The following is a 24702-nucleotide window of genomic DNA, read 5'->3' as shown; positions in this document are numbered from 1 at the left end:
AAAAATAAAATGAATTATTTATATAAATCAATTTTTTATCTTTATAATCACATTATTTTTCAGTTTAACTGACAGTCACAAACAAGTACAATAACATTTTTTCAATCTTAGACTTTCAAAGTTATAATTCCAAAAATCATTTCTTGCATATAAAAAACAGAATTGACATGTGAGAAAATAAAAGGCTTAAATATCTCTACTGAACAGCTTCAAGTGCCAAGAGCTGTTTCAACATTGGGGAGTAATGATGCTCGGCTTCCTCCTTCATAAACATAAAGATGGGGATGTGCACAATAGCTTTATCGGTTACACTATTCACAGTCACCGTCGCAAATTGGACTTAGGATTTTTAAGAGAGGTCTCTTTAAAACAAGCACGTGAATATATAACAGCAATCGTGTTTTTTTGGACGTTCTATTTTACCTGACACATCAGAAAAATGCTTTCATTAGAAAATGAGAAAAATAAAGGTGTGAGATAATCTCCATTATTTAAAAGATATTGCTTTAGATAGCGTAAAACTGAATTTAAAAATGATTGTAGAAATGGGAACAGATTTTCAGCTTTAAAATTTCATCTTCTTCCCAAATTAGATTGTCTTCTTGTTTTAAAGAATTACAAAAACAGAGATTCACAATATCCCTGCCCCGATATTCTTAGCTTATACGTTACATAAATAAGATGCTTCTACCTAATGAGTCTTGTACTATTCTGTTTGCAAATATCATTGTGAGATGAATTTAAGAGACAATAAAAATATCTTGTTCATTACATTACATAAACATGTGTAAGTGGAAACGATAATTTATCTTAAAAGAGATAGCTCTTAGACAAAAGCCAAAACTTTTATATTTCAGCCATGTTTCATAAAGAATCGAATGATATGAATCTATAATTTTCTGGAATATGACTGCCTTATACAACCATCAATAAAATCTATTTTATATGTCTATCATAGCATGTTTCTATTTTTTACGATTGGAATTATTAAAAAACAGGATATTATTGAATTTCGTCCTTGAGGGCGCGGCTTAGTAATGTGTTTGCCGCTTCAGTTATATTTTTACCACAATAGAGAATTTGATAAATTTGTTCTACAATGGGCATTTCTACCTCAATACGCTGCGCCAACGTATATACTTCCTTGGTATTTAAGTATCCTTCCACAACCTGACCAATTTGTTTTTCTGCTTCTTTTATATCTATTCCTTTACCAAGAAGTATTCCAAAACGGCGATTACGCGACTGATTATCAGTACATGTCAAAACCAGATCACCTAAGCCTGTCATTCCCATAAATGTGGAAAGCTCAGCACCCATAGCCTCCCCTAAACGACTGATTTCAGCTAGTCCTCGTGTGATAAGAGCTATTCGTGCATTTGCCCCAAAACCTATGCCATCTGATATTCCTGCACCAATAGCAATAACATTTTTGACTGCCCCCCCTAATTGAACACCAATCATATCTGAACTTTTATAAACTCTAAAACTTTTGTCACAATGAAAAAGTTGCTGCAATTCTTTACCAAACTCAACATCAGAAGCTGCTATCGTCATTGCAGTAGGCCAACCAATAGCTAGTTCTTGAGCAAAAGTTGGTCCAGAAAAAACAGCTAAAGGAATTTTTTCACCTAAAATCTCACGAGCAACCTCTTGTAAGAAACGTCCAGTACCATGTTCTAAACCTTTTGTAGCCCAAATAACGCGTGAATGCTGATCTAAATAAGGCTGAATATTATACAAAACTTGATGAAATACATGGCTTGGAACAGCGATTAATATATTGTGACTTGCCGTTATTGCAGTTTCAAGGGAAGCTTCAAGTAATAAATTTTCAGGAAATCGAACATCGGGTAAATATACTTGATTACAACGTTGTTCCTGTAATTCTTTGATATGTTGAGGACTATACCCCCAAAGTAAAACATTATGACCATTACGGGCAAGAGCTATCGCTAATGCAGTACCAAAAGAACCAGCACCTATAACTGTCATTGCAACGGTTTTCATTAAATTTTCTGATTATTCTCTAAATTTTTGATTTCAATTGCATATTATTATTACAATAATTTTAATGCTATCTTTAATATAAATTCTTTAAATCTAAAAATATTACTGCTTCGTAGCTTTTTTATCTCACACAATATAAAAATTTGTTTCGCACATTCTCTTTCTTTGTAGTAAATTTTACAAACATCACTTTTTGTATATTCTACAAATAGCTATTTGTCTCAAAAATTAAAGATTGGCTAAATACCCCACGGACTTTCTCTTTTAAATTAAAAGTATATTCAAAATAATGATACTCATTCCACTGATATCTTGTACTTATCTCCTGCTTTATATCCTACAAATTTCTTCTACGAAGCTGATACATGCCGCATCAGCTCCGTAGATATTTCTAACAACTACTCCACAGGAAACTGCGTATTTGGACCTTGCTCCATGGGCATTTCTGAACCAGGTGCTTGATCTACAGGAGTTTGCGTACTTAGACCCTGCCCCATAGGCATTTCTGAACCAGGTGCTTGATCTACAGGAGTTTGTGTACCTAGACCCTGCCCCATAGGCATTTCTGAAACAGGTGCTTGATCTACAGGAGTTTGCGTACCTAGACCCTGCCCCATGGGCATTTCTGAACCAGGTGCTTGATCTACAGGAGTTTGCGTACCTAGACCCTGCCCCATGGGCATTTCTGAACCAGGTGCTTGATCTACAGGAGTTTGCGTACTTAGACCCTGCCCCATAGGCATTTCTGAACCAGGTGCTTGATCTACAGGAGTTTGCGTACTTAGACCCTGCCCCATAGGCATTTCTGAACCAGGTGCTTGATCTACAGGAGTTTGCGTACTTAGACCCTGCCCCATAGGCATTTCTGAACCAGGTGCTTGATCTACAGGAGTTTGCGTACTTAGACCCTGCCCCATAGGCATTTCTGAACCAGGTGCTTGATCTACAGGAGTTTGCGTACTTGCACCTTGCTCCATCGAAACCTCTGAGCCCTGTATCTTTTCTGGCTGTTTTCTTACGGATATATCTTTGTTTGATAACTGCTCAGACACTGAAGAATCATCTCTACTTGATATTTCCGGTTCAATAACACGTCCTGAACCACCCATCATATTATAATTCAAATGAGAAATAGCCCACCAAGTTCCCCCAATAATAACAAAAACGCAAATAGCAGCAAACCACAACGCGCTTAAATTCCACTTGGCGTCTGGACCAGAATTCAAGTGCAAAAAGAAAACAATTTGTACTATAATCTGAATAATCGCCATCCCAATAAGATACGCAACCTTTGTACTAACTGCCCAACTTTCCATCATTCCATACATCACAGGAATAAAAGAACCCAAAGTGAAAAATACAGCCAGAATAAAACCAACCAAATAGGAACCAGTACTGGGACCATGTGTTTCATTTTGCACGCTCATCACAACGCTCCTAATAGATAAACCATGGTGAAAACACCAATCCATACAATATCAAGTAAATGCCAAAAAATGGAAAGACATGCTAAACGTGTTTTATTGTTCTGATCCAAGCCATTACGACGAAGATGAAAAAACATCACAACCATCCAAAGAAGGCCAACACTTACGTGAAGTCCATGGGTGCCAACCAAAGCAAAAAATGCTGACCAATAAGCAGAGAGAATTTCCCGTCCAAAAAGCTGTAAACCTGTTGCAGGATCAATACCCGCATAAGCATTTGGATCGAAATAAAAAACCTCACTCAAAAGTTCATGAAATTCGTAAAGTTCCATACCAATGAAGCAACACCCCAATACAAAGGTAACAGCCATCCATAAACGCACACCACTGATGTTATTTTTATGTGCTTGTACCATTGCAAAGCCATAAGTGACGGATGAAAACAACAAGAAAGCAGTCTCAACCAAAACAAACTTTAAATCTATAAACTCACTGCCCGCTTTACCACCACCATAAGAAGCAGAAAATACAGCAAAACTTGAAAACAGTGTCGAAAACAGGATTAAGTCTGAAAGAATATAGACCCAAAAACCAAACGTCATTACCGAGCTACTATCGTGGTGAAGTTCATCTATAGTACTCGCGTTATTCATTGTTACAGCACTCATACTGTCACTCCTTGTTCTTTAAGAACAGCCGTAAAGGCATCTTCAGTTTTTTGCACTTCTTCAGCTGGAATATAGTAACCATGATGATCACCTGTTAATGAATGACACACAAGCGTTGCAATAAAACCAACCAGTCCAACCGCAACAAGCCACCAAATATGCCAAACAAGCGCAAAACCAACAACTAATGAGAAGAAGCCAGCAATAATTCCAGCCGATGTATTCGATGGCATATGAATTTTTGTAAATCCACTTGTCGGCCGTTGATAACCACTTTTCTTCATATTCCAATAAGCATCATCAGACTGTATCTTTGGAAGGAGGGCAAAATTATAAGAAGGAGGCGGTGAAGAGGTAAACCATTCAAGTGTACGTGCATCACCCCAAGAATCATTTAATGTTACCGGTAAGTGCCCTTTATGCTTAATACCGTACCAAATCGCCAAAACAACCTGTAGCACAAAACAAAGGATACCAAGTAAGATAATACAAGCACCCAATGCAGCAATAATAAACATCGGCTGCCAACTAGGTTCCATGTAATGCTGCAAACGACGCGTCGCCCCCATTAAACCAAGCGCATAAACGGGGAAAAAGGCAAGGTAAAAACCAATAAACCAACACCAAAAAGATGTAATACCTAGTATGCGATTTGGTTTATAACCAAAAACTTTTGGAAACCAAAATGCAATCCCTGCTAAGTACGCAAAAACCACACCTCCAATAATTGTATGATGGAAATGTGCTATCAAAAAGAGCGAATTATGAAACTGCCAATCAGCAGGAACAATAGATAATAAAACACCTGTTAATCCACCACCAACAAATGTAAAGATCATACCCATGCACCAAAGCATAGGAGGCTCAAAGCGAATCCGACCTCTATACATCGTAAGCAGCCAATTAAAAACTTTTACACCGGTTGGAACTGCAATAATCATCGTAGCAATACTAAAGAAGGTATTTACAGCTTCACCCCCACCCATTGTGAAGAAATGATGGCCCCAAACAAGAAGCGAAAGAATCAAAATAACCAACATGGCCCATATCATTGAAGTATAACCAAAGAGGCGTTTTGAAGAAAAAGTTGATACAACTTCAGAAACAATTCCAAAAGCAGGAACAACCAAAACATAAACCTCAGGATGACCAAAAACCCAAACATAGTTAATCCATACCATCGGATTTCCGCCACCAACATTGGTAAAGAAATTCATGTTCAAATAACGATCACATGCCAAGAGTGCAAATGCTACAGCCAAAACAGGATAAATGACTACAATAAGAACATTGCTGACAAAAGCACTCCAACAAAAAATAGGCATTCTCATCATTGTCATTCCAGGAGCACGCATTTTAATCATCGTTGCAATAAAATTCACTGATCCCATTGTTGTTGCAATACCAGAAAGCTGAAGTGACCATAAATAATAATCTACCCCTGTATCTGGACTCGTTTGCAATTCTGTAAAAGGTGGATACATCAACCAACCACCACGACCAAAATTCCCAACACCTAGGGATATGTTAATCAATATCGCCCCTGCAGCCGTAATCCAAAAACCTAGATTATTTGCAAAGGGAAAAGCAACATCACGTGCACCAATTTGAAGTGGTATAAGATAATTAAAAAGACCAAATAAAATAGGCGTGGCCATGAAAAAAATCATGATCGTACCATGCGCCGAAAAAATTTGATCAAAATGCTCAGGGGGCAAATAACCTGCTGTTTCACTCCCAAGAGCTAAAGCTTGATGCGTTCGCATCATAAGTGCGTCCGCAAAACCGCGAACAAGCATAATAATTCCAAGAACGATGTACATAATACCTATGCGTTTATGGTCAACCGTTGTAATCCAATTTCGCCATAGAATCCCCCACCACCCAAGTACTGTTAGAGCAATAACAGCAATTAAACCAACCAAAACAATCGCAATACATGTATACAAAACGATCGGTTCATGTGCAAGCGCATGAAAAGCACCTGCCGTAGGATCTGTAAGTCTTCCAAACATTTCTCAACCCATTTCAAATGAAATTCAAGTTTAAAAGAAACCTTTGTTAAAAGGGCTCTTTACTTTATTGACTCTGTTAAATAACATCAGGATCAAATACTGAACATAGTGCACCCCATAGCGTCTGAGCAGCAGCACGTTTCATTAAATCTTCATTACATACCGTCTTTTCATCGACACATCGATTCACAACACGATAGTAAAGCCGCTTCTCAACAGGTGCAAAATAACGAACTTCAGCATCTTTTTCCTTCGCAGCAATATCACCCATACGAGGCGCAATAGAAAGTTGACGATAAGATGAACGATCAAGTACTCGACCATTAGCCCGAGCTTTTACAATCCAATCCTCAAAATCCTGCAAAGACACAGAATGCCACTTAAACCGCATACCCGAAAAACCATCACCACTATAATTTGCTGAGGCTCCTTTGAATACTCCTTGCTCTTCAGCGACCAAATGCAACTTAGCATTCATCTGCGGCATAGCGTAAAGAACTGTACCCAATTTGGGAACCCAAAAAGCATTGACAGAATTCTCTGACGTCAATTGCAATAAAACTTGACGTCCTTCAGGCGCATAAATCTCATTAATCGATGCAACACCGTATTCAGGATAAATAAAAAGCCATTTCCAATCAAGAGCAACAGCATCAATCTGTAATGGCTTTCCTTCACCTACAACTTCCACTGGAAGAGGATTTGTAGGTTCAAGCTTATAGGTATAATAAGCTGTTAATGAACCTAAAACCATTACAATTACAACTGGAATACCCCACATCAATGCTTCAATTTTATTTGAATGTGCCCAATCAGGAGAATAGTCCGCTTTCATATTCGATGCACGATATTTTATAGCTAAAAATACCACACTCACCATAACTGGGATAACAATACAAAGCATCACCACCACACAAACAACGATCAAAATGAGCTGTTGACGTGCAACATAACCTGATGGCTGCATAACATCAATTTTACAACCAGACAAAAGCAGTGCTCCCCCTAAAATCACAAGCATTTCTAATTGTCTAACAAAGCTTTTCATCTCTATTTACCCCCGTCATACGCACTAAAAACTGTCATAAATATATACCTCACATTGTACAGATTTGAAAATAATTATCAAGAGAATAAAATGCCTATATTACTCTTATTAAACGCTTACTCTTTACCTATCACAATTTAATTGTTTTGCTTAATTGTTTTGCAATATACTCAAGTGCAAACCGATATCCATCACCTCCACACCCAGTTATAATAGCGTCTACACCTGCAGATGTATAAGAATGGTGACGAAAAGCTTCACGCTGATAAATATGAGATAAATGAACTTCTACTTTCGGCCCTGAAAACATTTTTAGGGCATCAAGAAGTGCAACAGATGTATGACTGTAAGCCGCTGGGTTAATGATCAATCCAGAACTTGCCTCTATTGCTTCTTGTATCCATGCCACTAATTGCCCTTCATAGTTACTTTGATAAAAATTTATTATAATATCATTTTTTTTTGCCCATTCTCTGCATCTTTTTTCAATATCTTCTAGAGTTTCAGTTCCATAAATTTCTGGCTCACGTTGACCTAGAAAATTTAAATTAGGACCATTTAAAATCGTTATTATCTCTGACATAGCAAGCCTTTTCTTTCAGACCTATCACTTATTAAAAAAATATTTAGCATGTTTTTACGGCAATAAAGCTCCATCCTTAATCTCAAAGAATTCTGCGCGTCCTTTTAAGTCATCAAATAAAAGACGATCTGTTCCTGTCATAAATGTTTGTACAGCTAAATCATCAAGAATATCAAATAGAGCAGCACGTCGATGCGAATCAAGATGGGCAGCCATTTCATCAAGAAGAAGAATAGGAGATCTTTCCGACATCATACCTGTTAGACGTGCATGACACAAAACTAAACCTGTTAGCAGCGCTTTTTGTTCACCTGTTGAACAAGATGTTGCTGCTCTATTTTTATCAGCATAAAAAACCTGCAAATCTGCACGATGTGGTCCTTCTAACGTCCGACCAGCAGCACGATCCATTGCGCGATTATGCCGCAATCGATCACAAAATTGTTCTTCAACTTCAGTTGCTGATATTTCACTAAGAGCTGTTTCTAAAAAACCATCAATTTGCAAAAAAGCTCGTGGAAAAGGTATCTGTGAGGGCATTTGTGTAAACATGTCATTTAAAAGACGAATAACATCAACACGCGCCGCAGAAATAGCTGTCGCCAATTCTGCCATTTGCTTTTCTAAAGCATCAAACCAAGCACAATCTTCATTTCCATCTAAAAACAAACGATTACGTGCGCGCATAGCTCTATCATAATCGGCTATGCGGCGCCTATGCAAGGGATCAATCGCCAAAACCATACGGTCCAAAAAACTACGGCGCTCAAGTGAAGGACCTGTAAAAAGACCATCCATAGACGGTGTTAGGACACTAATATGACAATAATCTGTTAGGCAATCACTCGACTCATTCACACCATTAATATGGACCTTTCGACTGTTATCGCTAACCTCAAAAGCTGTACCAATCTTTACTTCACCATAAAGAGCGCATTCAAGACGCGCAAATACAACAAATCCTCCACCACCACCATCTACAAAACTAACGTCAGAATAAACAGCACGCCGCAAACCACGACCAGGAGAAAGAAAAGATAACGCCTCTAAAAGATTCGTCTTACCAGCACCATTATGGCCAGTAAAAACCACATGCTGACCAGAAAAATGAATATTGAAAAAAGAATAATTGCGATAACGTAAAAGCTTCAGCTGCCTCACTGCCACTTTGTGCACATGACTGGCCATGCATTGCAAAACAACGGCCCCTAAACGCGAATAGGCATCAGTACATAGAGCACATCCGCATCATCATTATCACGAATCAGAGCTGGTGCTCCAGCCTCAGCCAACATAAAAACCATCTCATCACTTGAAAGCTGCCCAGCAATATCCAAAAGATAACGTGAATTAAATCCTATCTCAAGCGGTTCAGATGCATAAGTTACTGATAATTGATCTTCTGCACTGCCCGAATCTGGGCTATTAACAACAAGCCTTAACTGTCCATGCTCAATCGTTAATTTAACTGCACGCCCCCGATCACTTGAAATCGTTGAAACACGATCAACTGCAGAAGAAAAGTCCTGCCTATTAACAATTAATTCTTTATCATTTCCAAGAGGGATAACACGTTGATAATCTGGAAATGTTCCATCAATTAATTTTGATGTAAAAATCACAGAGCCTATAGAAAAACGAATTTTTGTCTCCGAAAGCTCTATACATACATCGCTATCATTTTCTTCTGAAAGAAGTTTTTGCAATTCTCCTACAGCTTTACGGGGAACAATAACACCAGGCATTCCCTCAACTCCCGAAGGAGCTTCCATCTCAACTTGTGCCAAACGATGACCATCAGTTGCAACCAAACGCAATTTCAAAACACCATCATTAATAATATGGAAATAAATACCATTAAGATAATAACGGGTTTCTTCAGTAGAAATGGCAAATTGTGTACAATCAAGTAAATGTTTTAAGCCTGATGCCGATAAAGAAAAACGATAACCAAATTGCCCAGGAAGCGACTCTGGAAAGTCTGCCTTCGGAAGACATTGAAGCTGAAAATGTGCACAACCCGAAACAACGGACATTGTACCTGCTTGATTCTCATCGAGGGATAATACAACTTCATTGCTATCAGGAAGTTTTCGAATGATATCATAGAGCAAATGTGCCGGAACAGTTGTTGCTCCAGCTTGTTTAACATTAACTGCAAAAGATTCCATAACCTCTAAATCAAGGTCTGTTGCTTTTAACTGTACACGGCCATTTTCTGCATCAATCAACACATTCGATAAAATAGGAACAGTATTACGGCGCTCTACCACACGGTGAACCCGACCAAGAGACTTGAGAAATTGACTGCGATCAACTGTAATACGCATAAAAGCCCCGTATGATTTACTAAAAACTATAAGAATTCCTTAGAACTAAAGAATAGATCCCTTTAGAGAATCGCATGCTAGAGTTTATTAAACCTCTCTTAAAATGGCAAGTCACTCCTGCATAAGAAAAAATAAATCTTTTCATTAAATTCTTTAAAGTCTCTCCAAAGAAAGAAACGATAAACACTATACAGCCTGTTCTCCAATCAACCGCTTAAGCAACTCAAGTTCCTTAGCCAAGGTCTGATCACCACAAACCAAATCTTCAATTTTACGCACAGCGTGTAAAACTGTTGTATGATCACGCCCACCAAAACGGCGCCCAATTTCTGGTAATGAGCGAGGAGTTAATACTTTTGCTAAATACATTGCAACTTGCCGTGGCTTCACAACCGTACGTGTTCGACGATTAGATAACAAGTCCTGTTTAGAAACATTATAATGGCGTGCTACCGTACGCTGAATTTCTTCAATCCGAATACGCTTAGGTTCACCAGGACGTGTCAAATGACCTAATAATTCATCAATCCGCTCTAAAGATAAATCAGACTCAAAAGATTGACGAAACAAGAGCTGATTAAACGCACCTTCAATATCACGCCCCGACCCTAAAACCGTTTTCGCAATATATTCCAAGATATCATCAGAAATTGATACCATGCCATCATCTTGTTGTGCCACCTTCAACCGCTGGCGCAACATTTGCAAACGCATTTCATAATCTGGCGCTTCAATTTCAAGAGCTACCCCTCCCTGAAGACGAGAGCGAACGCGAAGATCAAGCGATTCTAATTCTGCTGGTGGACGATCTGCAGCGACAACAACCTGTTTTGCACTATCAAGTAACATATTAAGCAAATGGCAAAACTCATGTTGTATCGACTTACCCTGCAAAAACTGCATATCATCAATAATCAAAAGGTCGATATCACGAAGCTGTTCTTTAAAAGAAAGAGCATCATTATCACGAATAGCTGTTGCAAAACGCCACATAAAATATTCAGCAGTTAAATAAATAACGCGCGCAGACGTTAAACGCTTCAATGCAGAAGCAGCAATCGCTTGAAGCAAATGTGTTTTTCCTAAACCAACAGATGCGTGAATAAAAAGAGGATTAAAACGTAAGGCACTTTTATGCCCCTCTGCAATGGAACGCGCAGCTGCTAAAGCAACACGATTAGAAGCCCCCTCAACAAAACTTTCAAAAGTATAGCGAGAATCAAGTGGAGATCCAAAAACTCCCGTTTGAGAATTCTTAACTGAATGCTCTGCGCAACTTTCAACAAAAGATGAAGTCGCCTGCTCCTCTAGCACAACAGGAGGAACACTTCTTTTACAAACGACATCTCTTGAAACGCGTTCCATACCACGAACAATAACTTCAACACGAAGAATTGCTGAATTCTCTTGTTTCCATAAATGAGTCAAAAGAGAACCATAGTGATTATTAATCCATGAACGTAAAAAAGCAGTAGGAACAGAAAGCTTTACAAGAGTATGACTATATTCAGCAAGCTTCACACGTCCAAACCAACTGGTATAAGCCTCAACACCAACCTGCACCTTTAATTGCGCCATAACACGTATAAAAGCCGCCGCACTTTCCTCCTCTGAAACAATAGAATGCCCTATAGAAGCATTTCTACAAACGTTCTCATCACTTTCCGTCATCCTATTCTTTATTATGTTCTCTGCCGACAGGATATTTACCGAAACCCTTTTAAAGGAACTAGCTTTAGAGTTCAATTTATCCACCATCTTCCATCCTGATAAAAATAAAATTTTGTCCTGCCAAACAACTAAAATAAATCTAGCGAAGGCAAAACGCCCTACCCCAAATAAGATTACTCACCCTCCCCTAGGATAGCCTCATCACAACCCTACTAACAAAGATGACCAATAAGATTTACTTGCACTCATGATATGACCCACCCTTCTAAAATGGTAAACATATCCATTAAGAAAACTAAAAAACCGTCAGAAAACCTCTCCAACACAAAAATTTCGAAAAGCCTAAATCAAAACATCTTGTATTCAACAAAATACAGAATAATGCGCTGATGTGACCCCTTCATGCTTCTTAGTCTTCATAAGAACCATACAAAACAGCAGAGGTAAAATGCAAGAGGTCAAAATAAAATCAAAAAACCCAAAAAAAATGCTTATATTAATGAGGACTGAAAAAAATATTGATTCAATTCATTTTTTTTCTCTAAATTTACCAATAATTAAAGAATCTCTTCAGATTTAAAAAAAAAAATAAAATGCTTGACAAAAAAGACTCTGTACAAATCCACAAAGCTTGTGGATAACCATACCTCCCCTTATAAACTTTCTCTCCTTTTTCAAGTGGAGAATCATTATCGATTCTTATTTTTAATAGAAACTTTTTGAAATAATAAACAAAAAGCCAGCATCCTCATGGATACTGGCTTTGTTCTCAATTAAAGGAGAAAAGCTTAAACGCTGAGAGCCTTCAAACGTTTAGCTAAACGTGATACTTTCCTCGCAGCAGCATTTTTATGAAAAACCCCTTTAGAAACTGCACGCATAATTTCAGGCTCAAAATTCTTAAAAGCAATCTCTGCAGATGCCTTATCGCCACCCGCTAAAGCGTCATCAAACTTACGTATAAAAGTACGAACGCGTGAACGGCGGGCCTTATTAACCTGTGTGCGCGCCGCAACCTTGCGCACCGCTTTTCGAGCAGAAGGTGTATTCGCCATAAATATAATCTCTCTTTCAACACCTTGGCAAAATGAGTCTCAATAACAACTCTACCAATATAAATAAATCCAACTCAAGCAAAACTATAAAGCTGCCTATAACCGTGTGGGTTATAGCGCAATCCTAAAGCTAACGTCAATTAGATTTTCAAAGATAGCCATAAAAAAACGAAGCCAAACTCTTTGATCCGCAACTTTATAGCTTAATAATAGATATTCCTTAACAAACAAAAGAATTTAAACGGCTAACTTACGCAAGACATATTGCAAAATTCCACCATGATGCAAATAATCTAGCTCATCTTCAGTATCAACACGGCATAATAATGGAACAGTTTTTACCGTACCATCAGAAAAAGTAATTTTCGCTACAGTCTTTTGACGAGGTTTCAAGTTATGAATCCCTTCAATTGTCACCTGTTCATCTCCCTTTAAGCCTAAAGATTTCCAACTTAGCCCCTCCTCAAAGACAAAAGGGACAACGCCCATACCAACAAGATTAGAGCGATGAATCCTTTCAAAAGACTGCACAATCACTGCTTTGACACCAAGAAGATTGGTCCCCTTGGCAGCCCAATCGCGGGATGATCCATTACCATATTCAATACCTGCAAAAACAACGAGTGGAATACCTTCTTGTTTATACGCCATTGCTGCATCGTAAATGGTTTGTTCTACCGCTGACGGATAATGAACCGTATAACCTCCTTCTCGACCATTTTCCCCTAACATGAAATTACGAATGCGAATATTGGCAAAGGTCCCACGTACCATAACTTCATGATTCCCACGACGCGTTCCATACTGATTAAAATCAGCCACTTTAACACCATGATTCATTAAATATTTTCCGGCAGGAGAAGCTGCTTTAATAGAACCAGCAGGAGAAATATGATCCGTTGTGATTTTATCACCAAATAAACCTAAAATCCGTGCATCTCTAATATCTGGTAAGATATCAGGTGTTTTCTGCATATCATCGAAATAAGGTGGATTGCGTACATAGGTGGATTGCTCATCCCAAGAATAGGTAGAACCCGTAGGAATCTGAACTTTTTGCCAATTTTCATCTCCCTTAAAAACATCTGCATACTTTTCGGCAAAAACCTTACGCGTGACATTTTTTTCGATAAATTCCTGTATTTCTTGAGAAGTTGGCCAAATATCTCTCAAATAAATGGGGTGGCCATTTGTATCTTCACCAAGAGGCTCCTTAGTTAAATCTTTACACACCGTCCCGATGAGCGCATGTGCAACAACTAACGGTGGTGACGCTAAATAATTCGCTTGCACATCAGGGGAAACACGCCCTTCAAAATTACGATTTCCTGAAAGAACTGCAGATGCAATTATACCATTGTCATTAATCGTTTTGGAAATAGCTGGATGCAAAGGACCAGAATTCCCAATACATGTTGTGCACCCAAATCCTACTAAGTTAAATCCTAATGCATCTAAATCTTTTTGCAGACCCGAATTTTGAAGGTAAGCTTCAACGACTTGTGAACCAGGTGCAAGAGAAGTTTTTACCCATGGTTTGCTCTTGAGACCCTTTGCCACAGCATTTCGTGCCAAAAGGCCCGCTGCAATAAGAACACTTGGATTCGATGTATTCGTACACGACGTAATCGCAGCGATCACCACATCACCGTGACCAAGCGTATATTCTTCACCCTCAACCTGATAACGCTTATCTTGTCCAGAAGTCTTCTTATAGTCTTCGACCAATGCCTTCTCAAAACCCTGCCCAACATTTTCCAATGCAATACGTCCTTCAGGACGTTTAGGACCAGCCATAGAAGGGACAACGGTTCCCATATCTAATTCAATTGTATCACTAAAAATGGGATGAGCCACCATTTCATCATGCCACATCCCTTGTGCTTTGGTGTAAGCCTCCACTAAGGCAATCCGACTTTCATCACGCCCTGTCATATTGAGATAACGCACTGTCTCCTTATCAATTGGGAAAAAACCACACGTTGCTCCATATTCAGGTGCCATATTTCCAATCGTTGCCCGATCAGCAAGCGTCATATGCTCCAAACCAGGACCAAAAAACTCAACAAATTTACCGACAACACCCTTCCGACGTAGCATTTGGGTCACCGTTAATACGAGATCGGTGGCTGTTACACCTTCCTTAAGTTTACCTGTTAGACGAAAACCAATCACTTCAGGTAACAACATAGAAACAGGTTGGCCTAACATTGCTGCTTCTGCTTCAATACCACCAACACCCCAACCTAAAACCCCTAAACCATTTACCATAGTCGTATGCGAATCAGTTCCCACACAGGTGTCAGGATAAATCGTCTCACAGCCCTCTTCATTCTTCATCCATACACATTGTGCTAAATATTCTAAGTTAACCTGATGACAAATCCCTGTTCCTGGAGGAACAACGCGAAAATTTTGAAAGGCTTGTTGCCCCCATTTAAGGAAACGATAGCGTTCACCATTGCGTTCATATTCATGCTCAACGTTTTCCTTAAAAGCCATGGAATTGCCAAAAGCATCAACAATAACTGAGTGATCAATGATGAGATCAACGGGAATGAGAGGATTAATTTTTTCAGCGTTACCGCCAAGTTTAACCATAGCATCACGCATTGCAGAAAGATCAACAACTGCTGGAACACCTGTAAAATCCTGCATAAGAACACGTGCAGGACGGTAAGCAATTTCTGCCCCAGCGCTCCCTTTGTCGTTTAACCACTTAGCAACGTTGAAGATATCCTCTTTTTTAACTGTGCGACCATCTTCGAATCGCAATAAATTTTCGAGAATAACTTTCATCGAAAACGGTAAACGAGAAACACCTTCAAGTCCGTTCTTCTCCGCTTCAATCAAGCTATAATAAGTATATTCTTTGCCACCAACATTTAATACTCTACGACAATTAAAGCTATCAATTTGAGTCATGACTGTCCACCCTCATACTATAACCACCCAATTTCCAGGAATGAACAACACAAACTACGAGTCAAGGTCGCAGCTTGAGCGCAGACGCAATTACCTCCGCCATCCATTTCCCCCTCCACCCTCTAGGCATAATGCGGAAATCAGCGCCAGAAACCATTTTACACCAGATATTGATGTAAGGTATCCCTTATAGAACTATTTCTAGAACTATTCTAGGTACAATTGCATAAAAAATGTGTTTTTTATTCTATAATGCAATAAAGAATATGAAAATAAAAACAAAATAGGCAATCACATGGTGTTATCAGGCAAAGATTTAGCCGCTTACAGAAACGAGGAAATTCTGTTTCAAGGTCTTTCTTTTTGTTTATTTTCACAGCAACTTATGACAATCACCGGTCCTAATGGTATCGGAAAGTCTACATTACTCCGAATCATTGTCGGTCTTCTTGAGGCTGCTGAAGGTCATATAATACTTAAAGACCATGATCAAATATACCCTGTTGCAACTGCTTGTCATTATCTTGGTCCTCAAAATGCTATGAAACCTCTCTTATCTGTCATTGATAATTTGCAATTTTGGGCAGATTTTTACGGTCAACATTTACGTTTTGCGCATGAAGCTCTTGCCGATATTGGTCTTTCTAACCTTGAACATTTACCCTTTAACGCTCTGTCAACTGGACAACAAAGACGCGTAGCTATTGCTCGCCTTTTGCTCTCCTATCGTCCTCTTTGGATTTTAGATGAACCAATATCTGGGCTTGATAACCATGCTCAAAAACTCCTCGCTCGTATTTTCCAGCGTCATCTCAATCAAGGTGGTATGATTATCGCTGCAACTCATAATTCCATAGGCATTCCAGAAAACCATAAAATCGCTCTGGAAAAATTTTTACCTCTCTAGGAGAGAATAAAATGAAAGCACTGTTCTGGCGTGATCTTAAACTATTATTAGCGCTACAAGCCACTTCACTAACAGGATTATTGTTTTTTATCGCTGTTGTTGTCATAATCCCCTTTGCCATTGGACCAGATCCCAAAACTCTTGCACAAATAGGACCAGGTATATTGTGGTTTGGAGCCCTTCTTGCAGGACTCCTCAATCTGAACAAACTTTTCCAAATCGATCGCGATGATGGTAATCTCGACCAATTTATCCTTTCAGGAAAAAGACAAAGTTTTACACTAATTGTCTTTACAAAATGTCTTGCCCATTGGGTAGGAACAATGCTTCCTCTTATTTTTGCCACACCTATTTTAGCCCTCATGCTCCATTTAGATGTAGTAATAACTTTTACAACAATACTTACCCTTTTATGCGGAACACCAGCTATTATTTTTATTGGTGCTATAGGCGCTGCACTCGCAACCTCATTGTTGCACAGTACTTTGCTTATTTTTATCATTATCTTGCCGTGGATCATTCCAATTATGATTTTTGGTGTTTCCGCTGCTACAGCCCCAATAAACCCAAATACCTCTTTTCTCACTTCTCTAGCTCTTCTCAGCGCTTTTTCACTTCTTTTGAGTCTCTTTAGCTCTTTTGTTGCTGCGATAACGCTTAAACTTTTATCAGAATAATAAAAGATGATTGCCGCATAGCAAAACTCTGCCTATTATGAATTTTATGAATAAACTATCTCGTACATATAAAATCAGGTTACTCCCTGCAAGTTTCACCCTTTTCATGAAAATAAGCAGAGTCGTCTTACCTTGGTTGGCCGGCATAACATTGTGTTTCCTTATCTTAGGGCTTATTCTAGTGATGCATTCCCCTGATGACTATCAACAAGGCATTACTGTTAAGATTATGTACCTTCATGTACCCTTTGCGTGGTTGTCTACATTCTGCTATGTAACGATGAGTGCAGCGGCTTTAGGAAATCTGATTTGGAAATATCATCTTGCTGATGTAGCACTTAAATGTGGAGCGCCTATTGGGGCAATTTTTACCGCCTTGGCTCTCATGACAGGAGCGCTTTGGGGGCGACCTACATGGGGAACATGGTGGGTCTGGGATGCACGATTAACATCAGTTTTAATTCTGCTTTTTATCTATCTCTCCATTATCCTGCTTGGGCGTGCTTTTGACAACCAAGTAAAAGCCGCTCGTGCTACTGCAATTCTTACACTTGTTGGATTTGTTAATATCCCTGTTATTAAATTTTCCGTTAATTGGTGGAATACATTGCATCAACCAGCATCATTGTTACGTGCTGGAGGATCAACAATCGACAATGCTATGTTATGGCCCCTTATAACAATGCTCTTTTGTTTCATCTTTATGTTTATTGCTCTTTATTTGATGGCTATGCGAAATGAAATCAATCGTCATTATATCCGAATACTTCAGATTAAAAAATCCCGTCGTGCACAACAACAGGACGCTTCATCATGCTCGACCTAAATGGCATCCACGGCGGACTTTTAGGAAATCTATCTCAGAAAATTGATTTTTTCCTGAGCACCCTTAAACACGAGCAAATTGTTGTTTTAAGCTATGTGCTTTCTGCAATATCCCTCTTATGTCTTATTGGATATATTCTTTGCAAAGCCCTCTACCAAAAAAAAATTCTCCAACAGCTAAACAAAAAAGAGCTGTCACAAAAAGAAAAGTATAATGAAAAACATCCCTCCAAAACTTAAAAAAAATATATCTTTGCCTGTTCTGCTTGTTTTTTTTGGACCATTTGTGCTTTTTCTTCTTCTCATGATGTTTTTTTTCAACTTTATGGATAAAAAACACCTTCAAGATTCTTCTCTTCTCCCAAACGCATTAGCTGAAAAACCTGCTCCCAATATTCATCTTCCTCTTCTTGATAAAGAAAGTTATCTCAATTCAAAACAGTTTAAAGGACGTGTTACATTGGTCAATTTTTGGGGCTCTTGGTGTTTGCCCTGTCGCGAAGAGCATCCTATTCTTATGCAAATTGCACAAGATAAACGTTTTGATCTGATTGGTATTAATTACAAAGACAATAAAACAAACGCCCTGCGCTTTTTAAACAGTTTTGGTAATCCTTTTAAATTTATTGGCTTTGATGTTTCAGGATATACAGCTATTGACTGGGGGGTGTATGGACCACCAGAAACCTTTCTCTTGAATAAAGAGAGTATTATTATTGCCAAACATGCTGGTCCCTTAACATGGCAAATTTATCAAAAAAAAATTCTACCAAAAATTGAACAAGCGATTATGACAGAAGACAAATAAAATATCGACATATTGATTTTAAATAATTTTTACCATTTTTATCTATTAAATGAAAACACCGAATACTATGAGATTTTTTCAAATTTCTTTATGTTGAATTAAAAAAATGTTTAAGAAAAGGCTAAAAATACTTTTTATGAATCATCTAAATATGAAAATAATTGGCAATATTTTAAGTTGAAAAATATAATAATGCAGACTTGTAAGTAAAAACATCCAGTTTTACCACGCTATGTATGCCGTTTTATAGAGCACCACCATTTTTACGCTTAATATAAATAGCAAGCTATTATCACCACACATTTTGCCAGCTCTGGGGTATTACGACATAGCCTTGGCACTTGAGACGATTCAGAAGGATTTTTACACCTTTTTTCGTGTTTTACCCCCACGCCAGCTCTGCTTGTAACGTGCAAGCAAGTGATTTTAATTGATGCAATATAAAAGAGATTTGCCATGAGAGAACTTTACAATATTCTGGACTCTCATTCAACATGCAAAACGATAAATTACTATTATAAATCAATATATTGAAGGTACTGTATGATATTAATACTGATTGCAAAAGAAAGATCATTGGCATACATCGAAAAAAGCTAAAGAAAGAAATATTCTAGAAGTTCATATGAGCTTATGCGTAAACTTTTATGACGCAAATAAAATAGGCTTTTGTTGCAATCATCATTTTTTATGAAAAATATTTGATTATGTTTTTTCTTCTAAAAATTCTTGCGGTGTAAAACAATATGTTTTTGAGCAAAATTCACATGTGACTGAAATATATTTATTTTTAACCATTTTATTGCGTTCATCAATAGAAAAGCCTTCTAGGATTCCTTTAATTTTTTCGTGTGAACAAGAACATTGATCGACAAGAGAAAAAGGGTTAAAAACTCTAATACCTTGTTCATGAAAAAGACGGAACAAGAGCTGTTTACTACCGACTTGGGGATCTGTTAATTCTGAACTTTCAATCGTTGCCATGAGTATTTTAGCTTCCTGCCATTGGTTATCCAATTGGGTATGAGTTTTCGTTTCTTCTCGCTTTTGATGAGGGGCATCTATTTTATGATGAGACGATTCTTGGGGTAAAAGTTGGATCAAAATACCTCCAGCTCGCCAGCTTTTCTGCTGTTTTCCTTGTTGGTCACGATTAATTAATATAGCAACAGCCAGACGGATATCGGTAGGAATTTGTTCTGATTGATCAAAATAAATACGAGAAGCTTCTTGTAAATTTGATCCATCTAATGCAACTATCCCTTGATAGGGTTGCATATGGGGACCTTGATCAATTGTGAAAGCTAAAGTGCCTTTTCCTAAAAGTGTTTCTGAAGAGGTTTGACCATTGTCTATGGCTTGTTTAAGCTGTTCTTTATCAAAACGAGCGTATCCACGTAAACTTGAAGGAGGCAAAAAATCGCACACCAACATATTAACTGGTCCATCGGAATGAGTTTGTAAAATAAATTTTCCCGTAAGTTTTAGAGAAGTTCCAAACAGAACCGTTAAAAGTAAAGCTTCTGCTAGAAGATAAGAAACCGGTTCAGGGTATTGATGTCTGTTAAGAATAGAATTTAAAGTTTCCCCAAGTTGTACGGCACGTCCACGGATATCAAGTTCTTCAACTTGAAAGGGAATAACACTATCATCTTCATGCAAGAAGTTGTTGTTGAGAGAGGCTTCATCTTTAGCTTGTTCACTCATAGCTTTGCCTTTTTTATATAATTTGTTGTAGGGAGGCTATTGTGGAGAGAAAAACGCATCTTGTAAACACCAAGAAAGAATTGCTTTTTGAGCATGAAGACGATTTTCAGCCTCATCGAAAACAACGGAGTGCGGTCCATCAATCACAGAATCAACCACTTCTTCACCACGATGAGCAGGAAGACAATGCATAAAAAGAGCATCAGATTTTGCTAATTTCATGAGAGATTCATTGACTTGATAAGGCTGAAAAATAGAATGACTGCGAGCACGAAATTCTTGTCCCATGGAGACCCATGTATCGGTCATAATACAATCAGCATCTTGAGCCGCTTTTTGGGGATCATGGGTTAGCATAAGATGTGCTCCCCGCTCACGTGCCCAATGTACAAATTGTTCCTGTGGTTCACTGCCCTTTGGTGTGGCAATACGCAAATGAAAACCAAAAAGAGCTGCAGCTTCAATTAAGGAATGAAGCACATTATTACCATCCCCCATCCACGCAAATATTTTGCTAGCAATTGGCCCCCGATGCTCCTCATAGGTTAAGATATCTGCTAGAATTTGGCAAGGATGTGTATCATCTGTAAGGGCATTAATGACAGGAATTTGTGCATATTGTGCCAATTCGAGCATACGTTGGTGTTTCGTTGTTCGCAATATCACGATATCCACAAAACGGGATAAAACGCGCGCCGTATCAGCTATGGTTTCACTATGACCAAGTTGCATCTCTGAACCCGTGAGCATGATTGTATCTCCGCCAAGCTGGCGCATACTGATATCGAATGAAATACGGGTTCGTGTGGATGGTTTTTCAAAAATCATCGCAAGTGTTTTACCTATAAAAGGTTTTGAACCTTTTCCTGCTTTAAAAGATGCTTTAAGGATCTTTGCATAATCGATCAGTGCACGTGCTATTGCTGGCGTTAAAATGGATAAGTCCGTGAAATGACGAAGAGCATTTGTCATGTGTGTGATATTTGTCTTTCTTTGTTTACTTGTGAAAGATACGCTATTGCTTTTTCAATACGATGTAAACTTTCATCTATTTCTTCTTCCCTAATGATAAGAGGAGGCAATAAGCGCACAACGTTGTTGTTGGCTGCAACGCTTAAGAGATATTCATTTTCCAAAGCATTAACGACAAGATTTGAAGGTACAATACACTGAATACCCAACATAAGCCCCATCCCCTGAACTGCGCAGATAATATCAGGATAGATATTGAGAATGTGCAAAAGTCCACTTTTTAGTTTATCCCCCATACGCTGAACATGGTTAAGAAAACTTGGCTCTAACAAAACATCAAGAACACTATTTCCTACAGCCATTCCAAGAAGATTTCCTCCAAAGGTTGAGCCATGTGTCCCAAGTGTCATGCTTTTTGCAACTTTATCCGTTGCAAGGCAAGCACCTAATGGAAATCCCCCTCCTAATCCTTTTGCGAGGGTAAGAATATCAGGCGTGATATCACTCCATTCATAAGCAAAAAGCTTTCCTGTTCGTCCTATACCCGTTTGGACTTCATCTAAAATCAATAACAGACCATTATCATCGCATATTTTGCGCAAAAATCTTAAATATTCATGAGGGACCGTTCGTATTCCTCCTTCTCCTTGAATAGGTTCAATAAGAATAGCGGCGGTATTTTTATTAATAGCGTTACGCAAAGCGACTTCATCACAAAAAGGTACTTGAATAAATCCACCAGCTTTAGGTCCAAAGCCTTCAAGATATTTTTCATGCCCAGTCGCAGCAAGTGCAGCAAGTGTACGTCCATGAAATGCCCCTTCAAAAGTAATTATTTCAATGCGTTCTGAATGACCAGCAGCATAGTAATAATGGCGTGCCGTTTTGAATGCGCACTCCAATGCTTCAGTACCTGAATTGCAGAAAAAAACCTTATCCGCAAAACTATTTGCACAAAGCCGCGTGGCAAAAGATGCCTGTTCAGGAGATTGAAAAATATTAGAAATATGCCAAAGTTTTTCAGCTTGTATTTTGAGCGTATCAACCAATTTTGGATGTGAATACCCTAATGCGTTAACAGCAATACCAGATGTGAAATCAAGATAATGTTCTCCTTTATCGGAAATAAGCCATACACCATGCCCTTGTTCAAAATGCAAATTTCGTCTTGCGAAGCATTCATAAAGTGGTTGTATAGAGACGGCATCCATCATAATTCCCTTTATATTTTAGTCTTTTCAATATATATATATATACAAAGCAACACTACAAATAAAACAGCATGGTATATTTCGTTACGGTGCTTTCAACATTTCATTACGATTAGTGATTACACCTATAGAATAGATCATTACACCAATTGAAAAAAAGTCAATGAAGGTTCTACAAATAAGCATTTTGGGAAAAAGCCTTAAACAAAAGTGAAAGTTTAACCTATGATTGATTTGCAAGTTGGGGAAAACATTCTAAATAAACTCTTTAAGAGGTAAAGACTCTTGTCATAGAGTGAGTGCATATTGTAATTTACAATATAATAAGCAAGATGATGTGTTTTGATTTGTAAATCCACAGGTTGGATGATTTTTTTATGCTCACGTAGAGTGTAAAGTTCTTTCATTCAGCGTAATGAAAACATTATTTAAACATTTGAAGATGCAACGGGGGAGAGCATCTTAGTGACGTAATCGGAATGGAGTGCTGGTATGGGTTGGACATGTGAACGCGTTGAGCTTCTTAAAAAGCTTTGGAGTGAAGGGTTAAGTGCAAGTCAAATTGCTGCTCAATTGGGTGGGGTCAGCAGAAATGCAGTCATCGGCAAAGTACATCGATTAAAGTTACCAGGACGTGGTAAGACAGTACAAGGAAGCACCACGCGTGCGCAAAAAACTCCCGTGGGAAGTAGCAGCCCATCATCTCCACGTGTGCGTCGCAACACATCCACGGTATCGCCAATAAACACATCATCTGTAAGTATTGAAGAAACCGCTTTAAAGACAGAATTTGTAGTGGAAGATGTAAAAGAAGTTGATATGTCCACAAAATCCAATGTAGTTGTGCCTATATCACGTCAACTTAATCTTCTACAATTGAGTGAAAATACATGTAGATGGCCGGTTGGCGATCCATTATCAGCAGATTTTCATTTTTGTGGTGCAGATTCTGATGAAAATAGCCCCTATTGTGCCTTTCATGCTAAGCTAGCATTTCAACCAATATCTGAAAGACGTCGGATAAGAGTGTAATATCCTCAATTGAATCTCGTATTCTACGCCTTCTGCGCTTCGCTATTAAATTTTAATTATCGAATTATTATGAGAAAGAAATTTAATGGAGCTTTTAATGAATGAAAAAATTTCTTCATGAAACTATTCAACGAAACTGTATCTTTTGGTGCTATTGCGCAGCTGTGTGTTGTAAAGTTATATTCCTGTTTATTTTCACAATTTTCTTTAATTTAGTTGTACTGCTTTTAACACTATCCATAGCGACATCTTTTGAATAAGCTAGTTTCTCAATTTCTCATGTTTTTATGCTTCGTGTATTTAATAGAGTAATGCTGTGGTTTATAAAAATAATTTATCGCTTTGCAACCTGAATGAGATCCATTTATATCTCTCTCATTTTAAGTCCTCTTATATTGAATCAATCAAAATCTTTTGTTTGGGCGTCACGAGCGAGATGAGAACTGTGGAGAGTTAAAAACACTTAAAGAAAGGCATGCCTCTTATAAATGCTTTCAAGTGCCAAGGACTTAAAGGGTTGTTGCAACATTGGGAGATGGCAAAGTGTACAATGATGCCAGATTGCCCTTTTATTAAGTATAAAGATAGGGGGTGCTTCATGGATTTATCATTATACTCTTCACGGATGCCGTCGCAAAATAGGCTTGGGAGCGTTGAGAGATGTTTCTTTAAAACAAGCCTGTGAATACATGCAATTCAATGTCATTCTGTTTTGCGTGAGGGATGTGCCCCGTTAAAGAATGCGATAAACAAAAGCGTGAAGCAATACGTAGAATGTAAAATAATATCTTTATAATTTTTTATAAAAAATTATAAAGAAGGGAATATTGT

At 38.2% G+C, this 24702-nt stretch carries 20 protein-coding genes and 1 pseudogene; 7 read left to right on the top strand and 14 right to left on the bottom strand.

Translation table 11 applies throughout. The features are described from left to right. Positions 1-1002: 1002 nt before the first annotated feature. From gpsA to acnA, 11 genes are all read right to left on the bottom strand, one after another. Entirely contained in the window at positions 1003-2010 is a 1008-nt protein-coding gene (gene gpsA / locus ACFINY_RS01980; protein WP_375611436.1) for an NAD(P)H-dependent glycerol-3-phosphate dehydrogenase, read from the bottom strand. 398 nt (positions 2011-2408) lie between these two features. Beyond that, positions 2409-3437 carry a cytochrome o ubiquinol oxidase subunit IV gene (gene cyoD / locus ACFINY_RS01975; RefSeq protein ID WP_375700783.1) on the bottom strand — a complete coding sequence of 343 codons (1029 nt, stop codon included), beginning with the start codon at positions 3435-3437 and terminating at the stop codon, positions 2409-2411. Next, the gene (locus ACFINY_RS01970) at positions 3437-4105 is read right to left on the bottom strand and encodes a cytochrome (ubi)quinol oxidase subunit III (RefSeq protein WP_375611434.1); all 669 of its coding nucleotides are present in this window, start codon (positions 4103-4105) and stop codon (positions 3437-3439) included. The genes cyoD and ACFINY_RS01970 overlap by 1 nt, the downstream gene beginning before the upstream one ends. Beyond that, positions 4102-6120, bottom strand: a complete 2019-nt coding sequence (cyoB, locus tag ACFINY_RS01965; protein WP_375611433.1) for a cytochrome o ubiquinol oxidase subunit I — start codon at positions 6118-6120, stop codon at positions 4102-4104. The genes ACFINY_RS01970 and cyoB overlap by 4 nt, the downstream gene beginning before the upstream one ends. Positions 6121-6196: 76 nt before the next feature. Continuing rightward, positions 6197-7168, bottom strand: coding sequence for a ubiquinol oxidase subunit II (cyoA, locus tag ACFINY_RS01960; protein ID WP_375611432.1), 972 nt, complete (start codon positions 7166-7168; stop codon positions 6197-6199). A 130-nt stretch (positions 7169-7298) separates the two neighbouring features. Beyond that, positions 7299-7751: a type II 3-dehydroquinate dehydratase gene (gene aroQ / locus ACFINY_RS01955; protein ID WP_375611431.1), complete on the bottom strand. Its 453-nt coding sequence runs from the start codon at positions 7749-7751 to the stop codon at positions 7299-7301. A 54-nt stretch (positions 7752-7805) separates the two neighbouring features. After that, positions 7806-8939 (bottom strand): DNA replication/repair protein RecF, encoded by a 1134-nt coding sequence (gene recF, locus ACFINY_RS01950; protein WP_375611469.1) that lies wholly within the window; start codon positions 8937-8939, stop codon positions 7806-7808. A gap of 20 nt (positions 8940-8959) precedes the next feature. Further along, the gene (gene dnaN / locus ACFINY_RS01945) at positions 8960-10081 is read right to left on the bottom strand and encodes a DNA polymerase III subunit beta (protein WP_375606188.1); all 1122 of its coding nucleotides are present in this window, start codon (positions 10079-10081) and stop codon (positions 8960-8962) included. A gap of 186 nt (positions 10082-10267) precedes the next feature. Beyond that, the gene (gene dnaA, locus ACFINY_RS01940; protein WP_375611430.1) at positions 10268-11839 is read right to left on the bottom strand and encodes a chromosomal replication initiator protein DnaA; all 1572 of its coding nucleotides are present in this window, start codon (positions 11837-11839) and stop codon (positions 10268-10270) included. 701 nt (positions 11840-12540) lie between these two features. Then, positions 12541-12807 carry a 30S ribosomal protein S20 gene (gene rpsT, locus ACFINY_RS01935; protein WP_273790272.1) on the bottom strand — a complete coding sequence of 89 codons (267 nt, stop codon included), beginning with the start codon at positions 12805-12807 and terminating at the stop codon, positions 12541-12543. Positions 12808-13044: 237 nt separating this feature from the next. Further along, positions 13045-15732: an aconitate hydratase AcnA gene (gene acnA / locus ACFINY_RS01930; RefSeq protein WP_375611429.1), complete on the bottom strand. Its 2688-nt coding sequence runs from the start codon at positions 15730-15732 to the stop codon at positions 13045-13047. 295 nt (positions 15733-16027) lie between these two features. Here acnA and ccmA point away from each other — a divergent pair, with 295 nt between their 5' ends. From ccmA to ACFINY_RS01905, 5 genes are read left to right on the top strand one after another with little or no spacing between them, the layout of a single operon-like run. Beyond that, entirely contained in the window at positions 16028-16639 is a 612-nt protein-coding gene (ccmA, locus tag ACFINY_RS01925) for a heme ABC exporter ATP-binding protein CcmA (protein WP_375611428.1), read from the top strand. Between the two features lie 11 nt (positions 16640-16650). Next, a complete protein-coding gene (gene ccmB, locus ACFINY_RS01920) occupies positions 16651-17316 on the top strand; it encodes a heme exporter protein CcmB (RefSeq protein WP_375668147.1) in 666 nt (221 codons plus the stop codon). Between the two features lie 46 nt (positions 17317-17362). Beyond that, positions 17363-18142 (top strand): heme ABC transporter permease, encoded by a 780-nt coding sequence (locus tag ACFINY_RS01915; protein WP_375611426.1) that lies wholly within the window; start codon positions 17363-17365, stop codon positions 18140-18142. After that, the gene (locus tag ACFINY_RS01910; RefSeq protein ID WP_375612828.1) at positions 18130-18381 is read left to right on the top strand and encodes a hypothetical protein; all 252 of its coding nucleotides are present in this window, start codon (positions 18130-18132) and stop codon (positions 18379-18381) included. The genes ACFINY_RS01915 and ACFINY_RS01910 overlap by 13 nt, the downstream gene beginning before the upstream one ends. After that, positions 18356-18949, top strand: coding sequence for a DsbE family thiol:disulfide interchange protein (locus ACFINY_RS01905; protein WP_375668148.1), 594 nt, complete (start codon positions 18356-18358; stop codon positions 18947-18949). The genes ACFINY_RS01910 and ACFINY_RS01905 overlap by 26 nt, the downstream gene beginning before the upstream one ends. Positions 18950-19654: 705 nt before the next feature. Here the strand turns inward: ACFINY_RS01905 and ACFINY_RS01900 are convergent. From ACFINY_RS01900 to ACFINY_RS01890, 3 genes are read right to left on the bottom strand one after another with little or no spacing between them, the layout of a single operon-like run. Then, a complete protein-coding gene (locus tag ACFINY_RS01900) occupies positions 19655-20656 on the bottom strand; it encodes an Hsp33 family molecular chaperone (protein WP_375611423.1) in 1002 nt (333 codons plus the stop codon). A gap of 36 nt (positions 20657-20692) precedes the next feature. Further along, on the bottom strand, positions 20693-21628 hold the full coding sequence (gene argF, locus ACFINY_RS01895) for an ornithine carbamoyltransferase (RefSeq protein WP_375611422.1): 936 nt from the start codon (positions 21626-21628) through the stop codon (positions 20693-20695). Beyond that, positions 21625-22839: an aspartate aminotransferase family protein gene (locus ACFINY_RS01890; RefSeq protein WP_375611468.1), complete on the bottom strand. Its 1215-nt coding sequence runs from the start codon at positions 22837-22839 to the stop codon at positions 21625-21627. Before ACFINY_RS01890 ends, argF begins: the two co-directional genes overlap by 4 nt. 492 nt (positions 22840-23331) lie before the next feature. Here ACFINY_RS01890 and ACFINY_RS01885 point away from each other — a divergent pair, with 492 nt between their 5' ends. Both ACFINY_RS01885 and ACFINY_RS01880 read left to right on the top strand, forming a co-directional pair. Then, positions 23332-23871: a GcrA family cell cycle regulator gene (locus tag ACFINY_RS01885; RefSeq protein ID WP_375611421.1), complete on the top strand. Its 540-nt coding sequence runs from the start codon at positions 23332-23334 to the stop codon at positions 23869-23871. Between the two features lie 528 nt (positions 23872-24399). After that, positions 24400-24648: pseudogene (locus tag ACFINY_RS01880) on the top strand (Arm DNA-binding domain-containing protein); the annotation flags it as partial. Positions 24649-24702: the final 54 nt, after the last annotated feature.

The sequence above is a fragment of the Bartonella sp. AA23NXGY genome (assembly GCF_042197165.1).
In the GTDB taxonomy this organism is placed as follows: domain Bacteria; phylum Pseudomonadota; class Alphaproteobacteria; order Rhizobiales; family Rhizobiaceae; genus Bartonella.
Note: the sequence above shows the minus strand (reverse complement) of the source record. Positions and strands in the feature narration are given on the sequence as shown.

Bases quoted from the DNA above. Each gene is read 5' to 3' on its own strand.
- gpsA (WP_375611436.1), bottom strand. From the start codon at position 2,010: ATGAAAACCGTTGCAATGACAGTTATAGGTGCTGGTTCTTTTGGTACT.
- ACFINY_RS01900 (WP_375611423.1), bottom strand. From the start codon at position 20,656: ATGAGTGAACAAGCTAAAGATGAAGCCTCTCTCAACAACAACTTCTTG.
- ccmA (WP_375611428.1), top strand. From the start codon at position 16,028: ATGGTGTTATCAGGCAAAGATTTAGCCGCTTACAGAAACGAGGAAATT.
- ACFINY_RS01970 (WP_375611434.1), bottom strand. From the start codon at position 4,105: ATGAGTGCTGTAACAATGAATAACGCGAGTACTATAGATGAACTTCAC.
- aroQ (WP_375611431.1), bottom strand. From the start codon at position 7,751: ATGTCAGAGATAATAACGATTTTAAATGGTCCTAATTTAAATTTTCTA.
- cyoD (WP_375700783.1), bottom strand. From the start codon at position 3,437: ATGAGCGTGCAAAATGAAACACATGGTCCCAGTACTGGTTCCTATTTG.
- ACFINY_RS01905 (WP_375668148.1), top strand. From the start codon at position 18,356: ATGAAAAACATCCCTCCAAAACTTAAAAAAAATATATCTTTGCCTGTT.
- ACFINY_RS01915 (WP_375611426.1), top strand. From the start codon at position 17,363: ATGAATAAACTATCTCGTACATATAAAATCAGGTTACTCCCTGCAAGT.
- cyoB (WP_375611433.1), bottom strand. From the start codon at position 6,120: ATGTTTGGAAGACTTACAGATCCTACGGCAGGTGCTTTTCATGCGCTT.
- acnA (WP_375611429.1), bottom strand. From the start codon at position 15,732: ATGACTCAAATTGATAGCTTTAATTGTCGTAGAGTATTAAATGTTGGT.
- ccmB (WP_375668147.1), top strand. From the start codon at position 16,651: ATGAAAGCACTGTTCTGGCGTGATCTTAAACTATTATTAGCGCTACAA.
- dnaA (WP_375611430.1), bottom strand. From the start codon at position 11,839: ATGGTGGATAAATTGAACTCTAAAGCTAGTTCCTTTAAAAGGGTTTCG.
- cyoA (WP_375611432.1), bottom strand. From the start codon at position 7,168: ATGAAAAGCTTTGTTAGACAATTAGAAATGCTTGTGATTTTAGGGGGA.
- argF (WP_375611422.1), bottom strand. From the start codon at position 21,628: ATGACAAATGCTCTTCGTCATTTCACGGACTTATCCATTTTAACGCCA.
- ACFINY_RS01890 (WP_375611468.1), bottom strand. From the start codon at position 22,839: ATGGATGCCGTCTCTATACAACCACTTTATGAATGCTTCGCAAGACGA.
- ACFINY_RS01910 (WP_375612828.1), top strand. From the start codon at position 18,130: ATGCTCGACCTAAATGGCATCCACGGCGGACTTTTAGGAAATCTATCT.
- recF (WP_375611469.1), bottom strand. From the start codon at position 8,939: ATGGCCAGTCATGTGCACAAAGTGGCAGTGAGGCAGCTGAAGCTTTTA.
- rpsT (WP_273790272.1), bottom strand. From the start codon at position 12,807: ATGGCGAATACACCTTCTGCTCGAAAAGCGGTGCGCAAGGTTGCGGCG.
- ACFINY_RS01885 (WP_375611421.1), top strand. From the start codon at position 23,332: ATGGGTTGGACATGTGAACGCGTTGAGCTTCTTAAAAAGCTTTGGAGT.
- dnaN (WP_375606188.1), bottom strand. From the start codon at position 10,081: ATGCGTATTACAGTTGATCGCAGTCAATTTCTCAAGTCTCTTGGTCGG.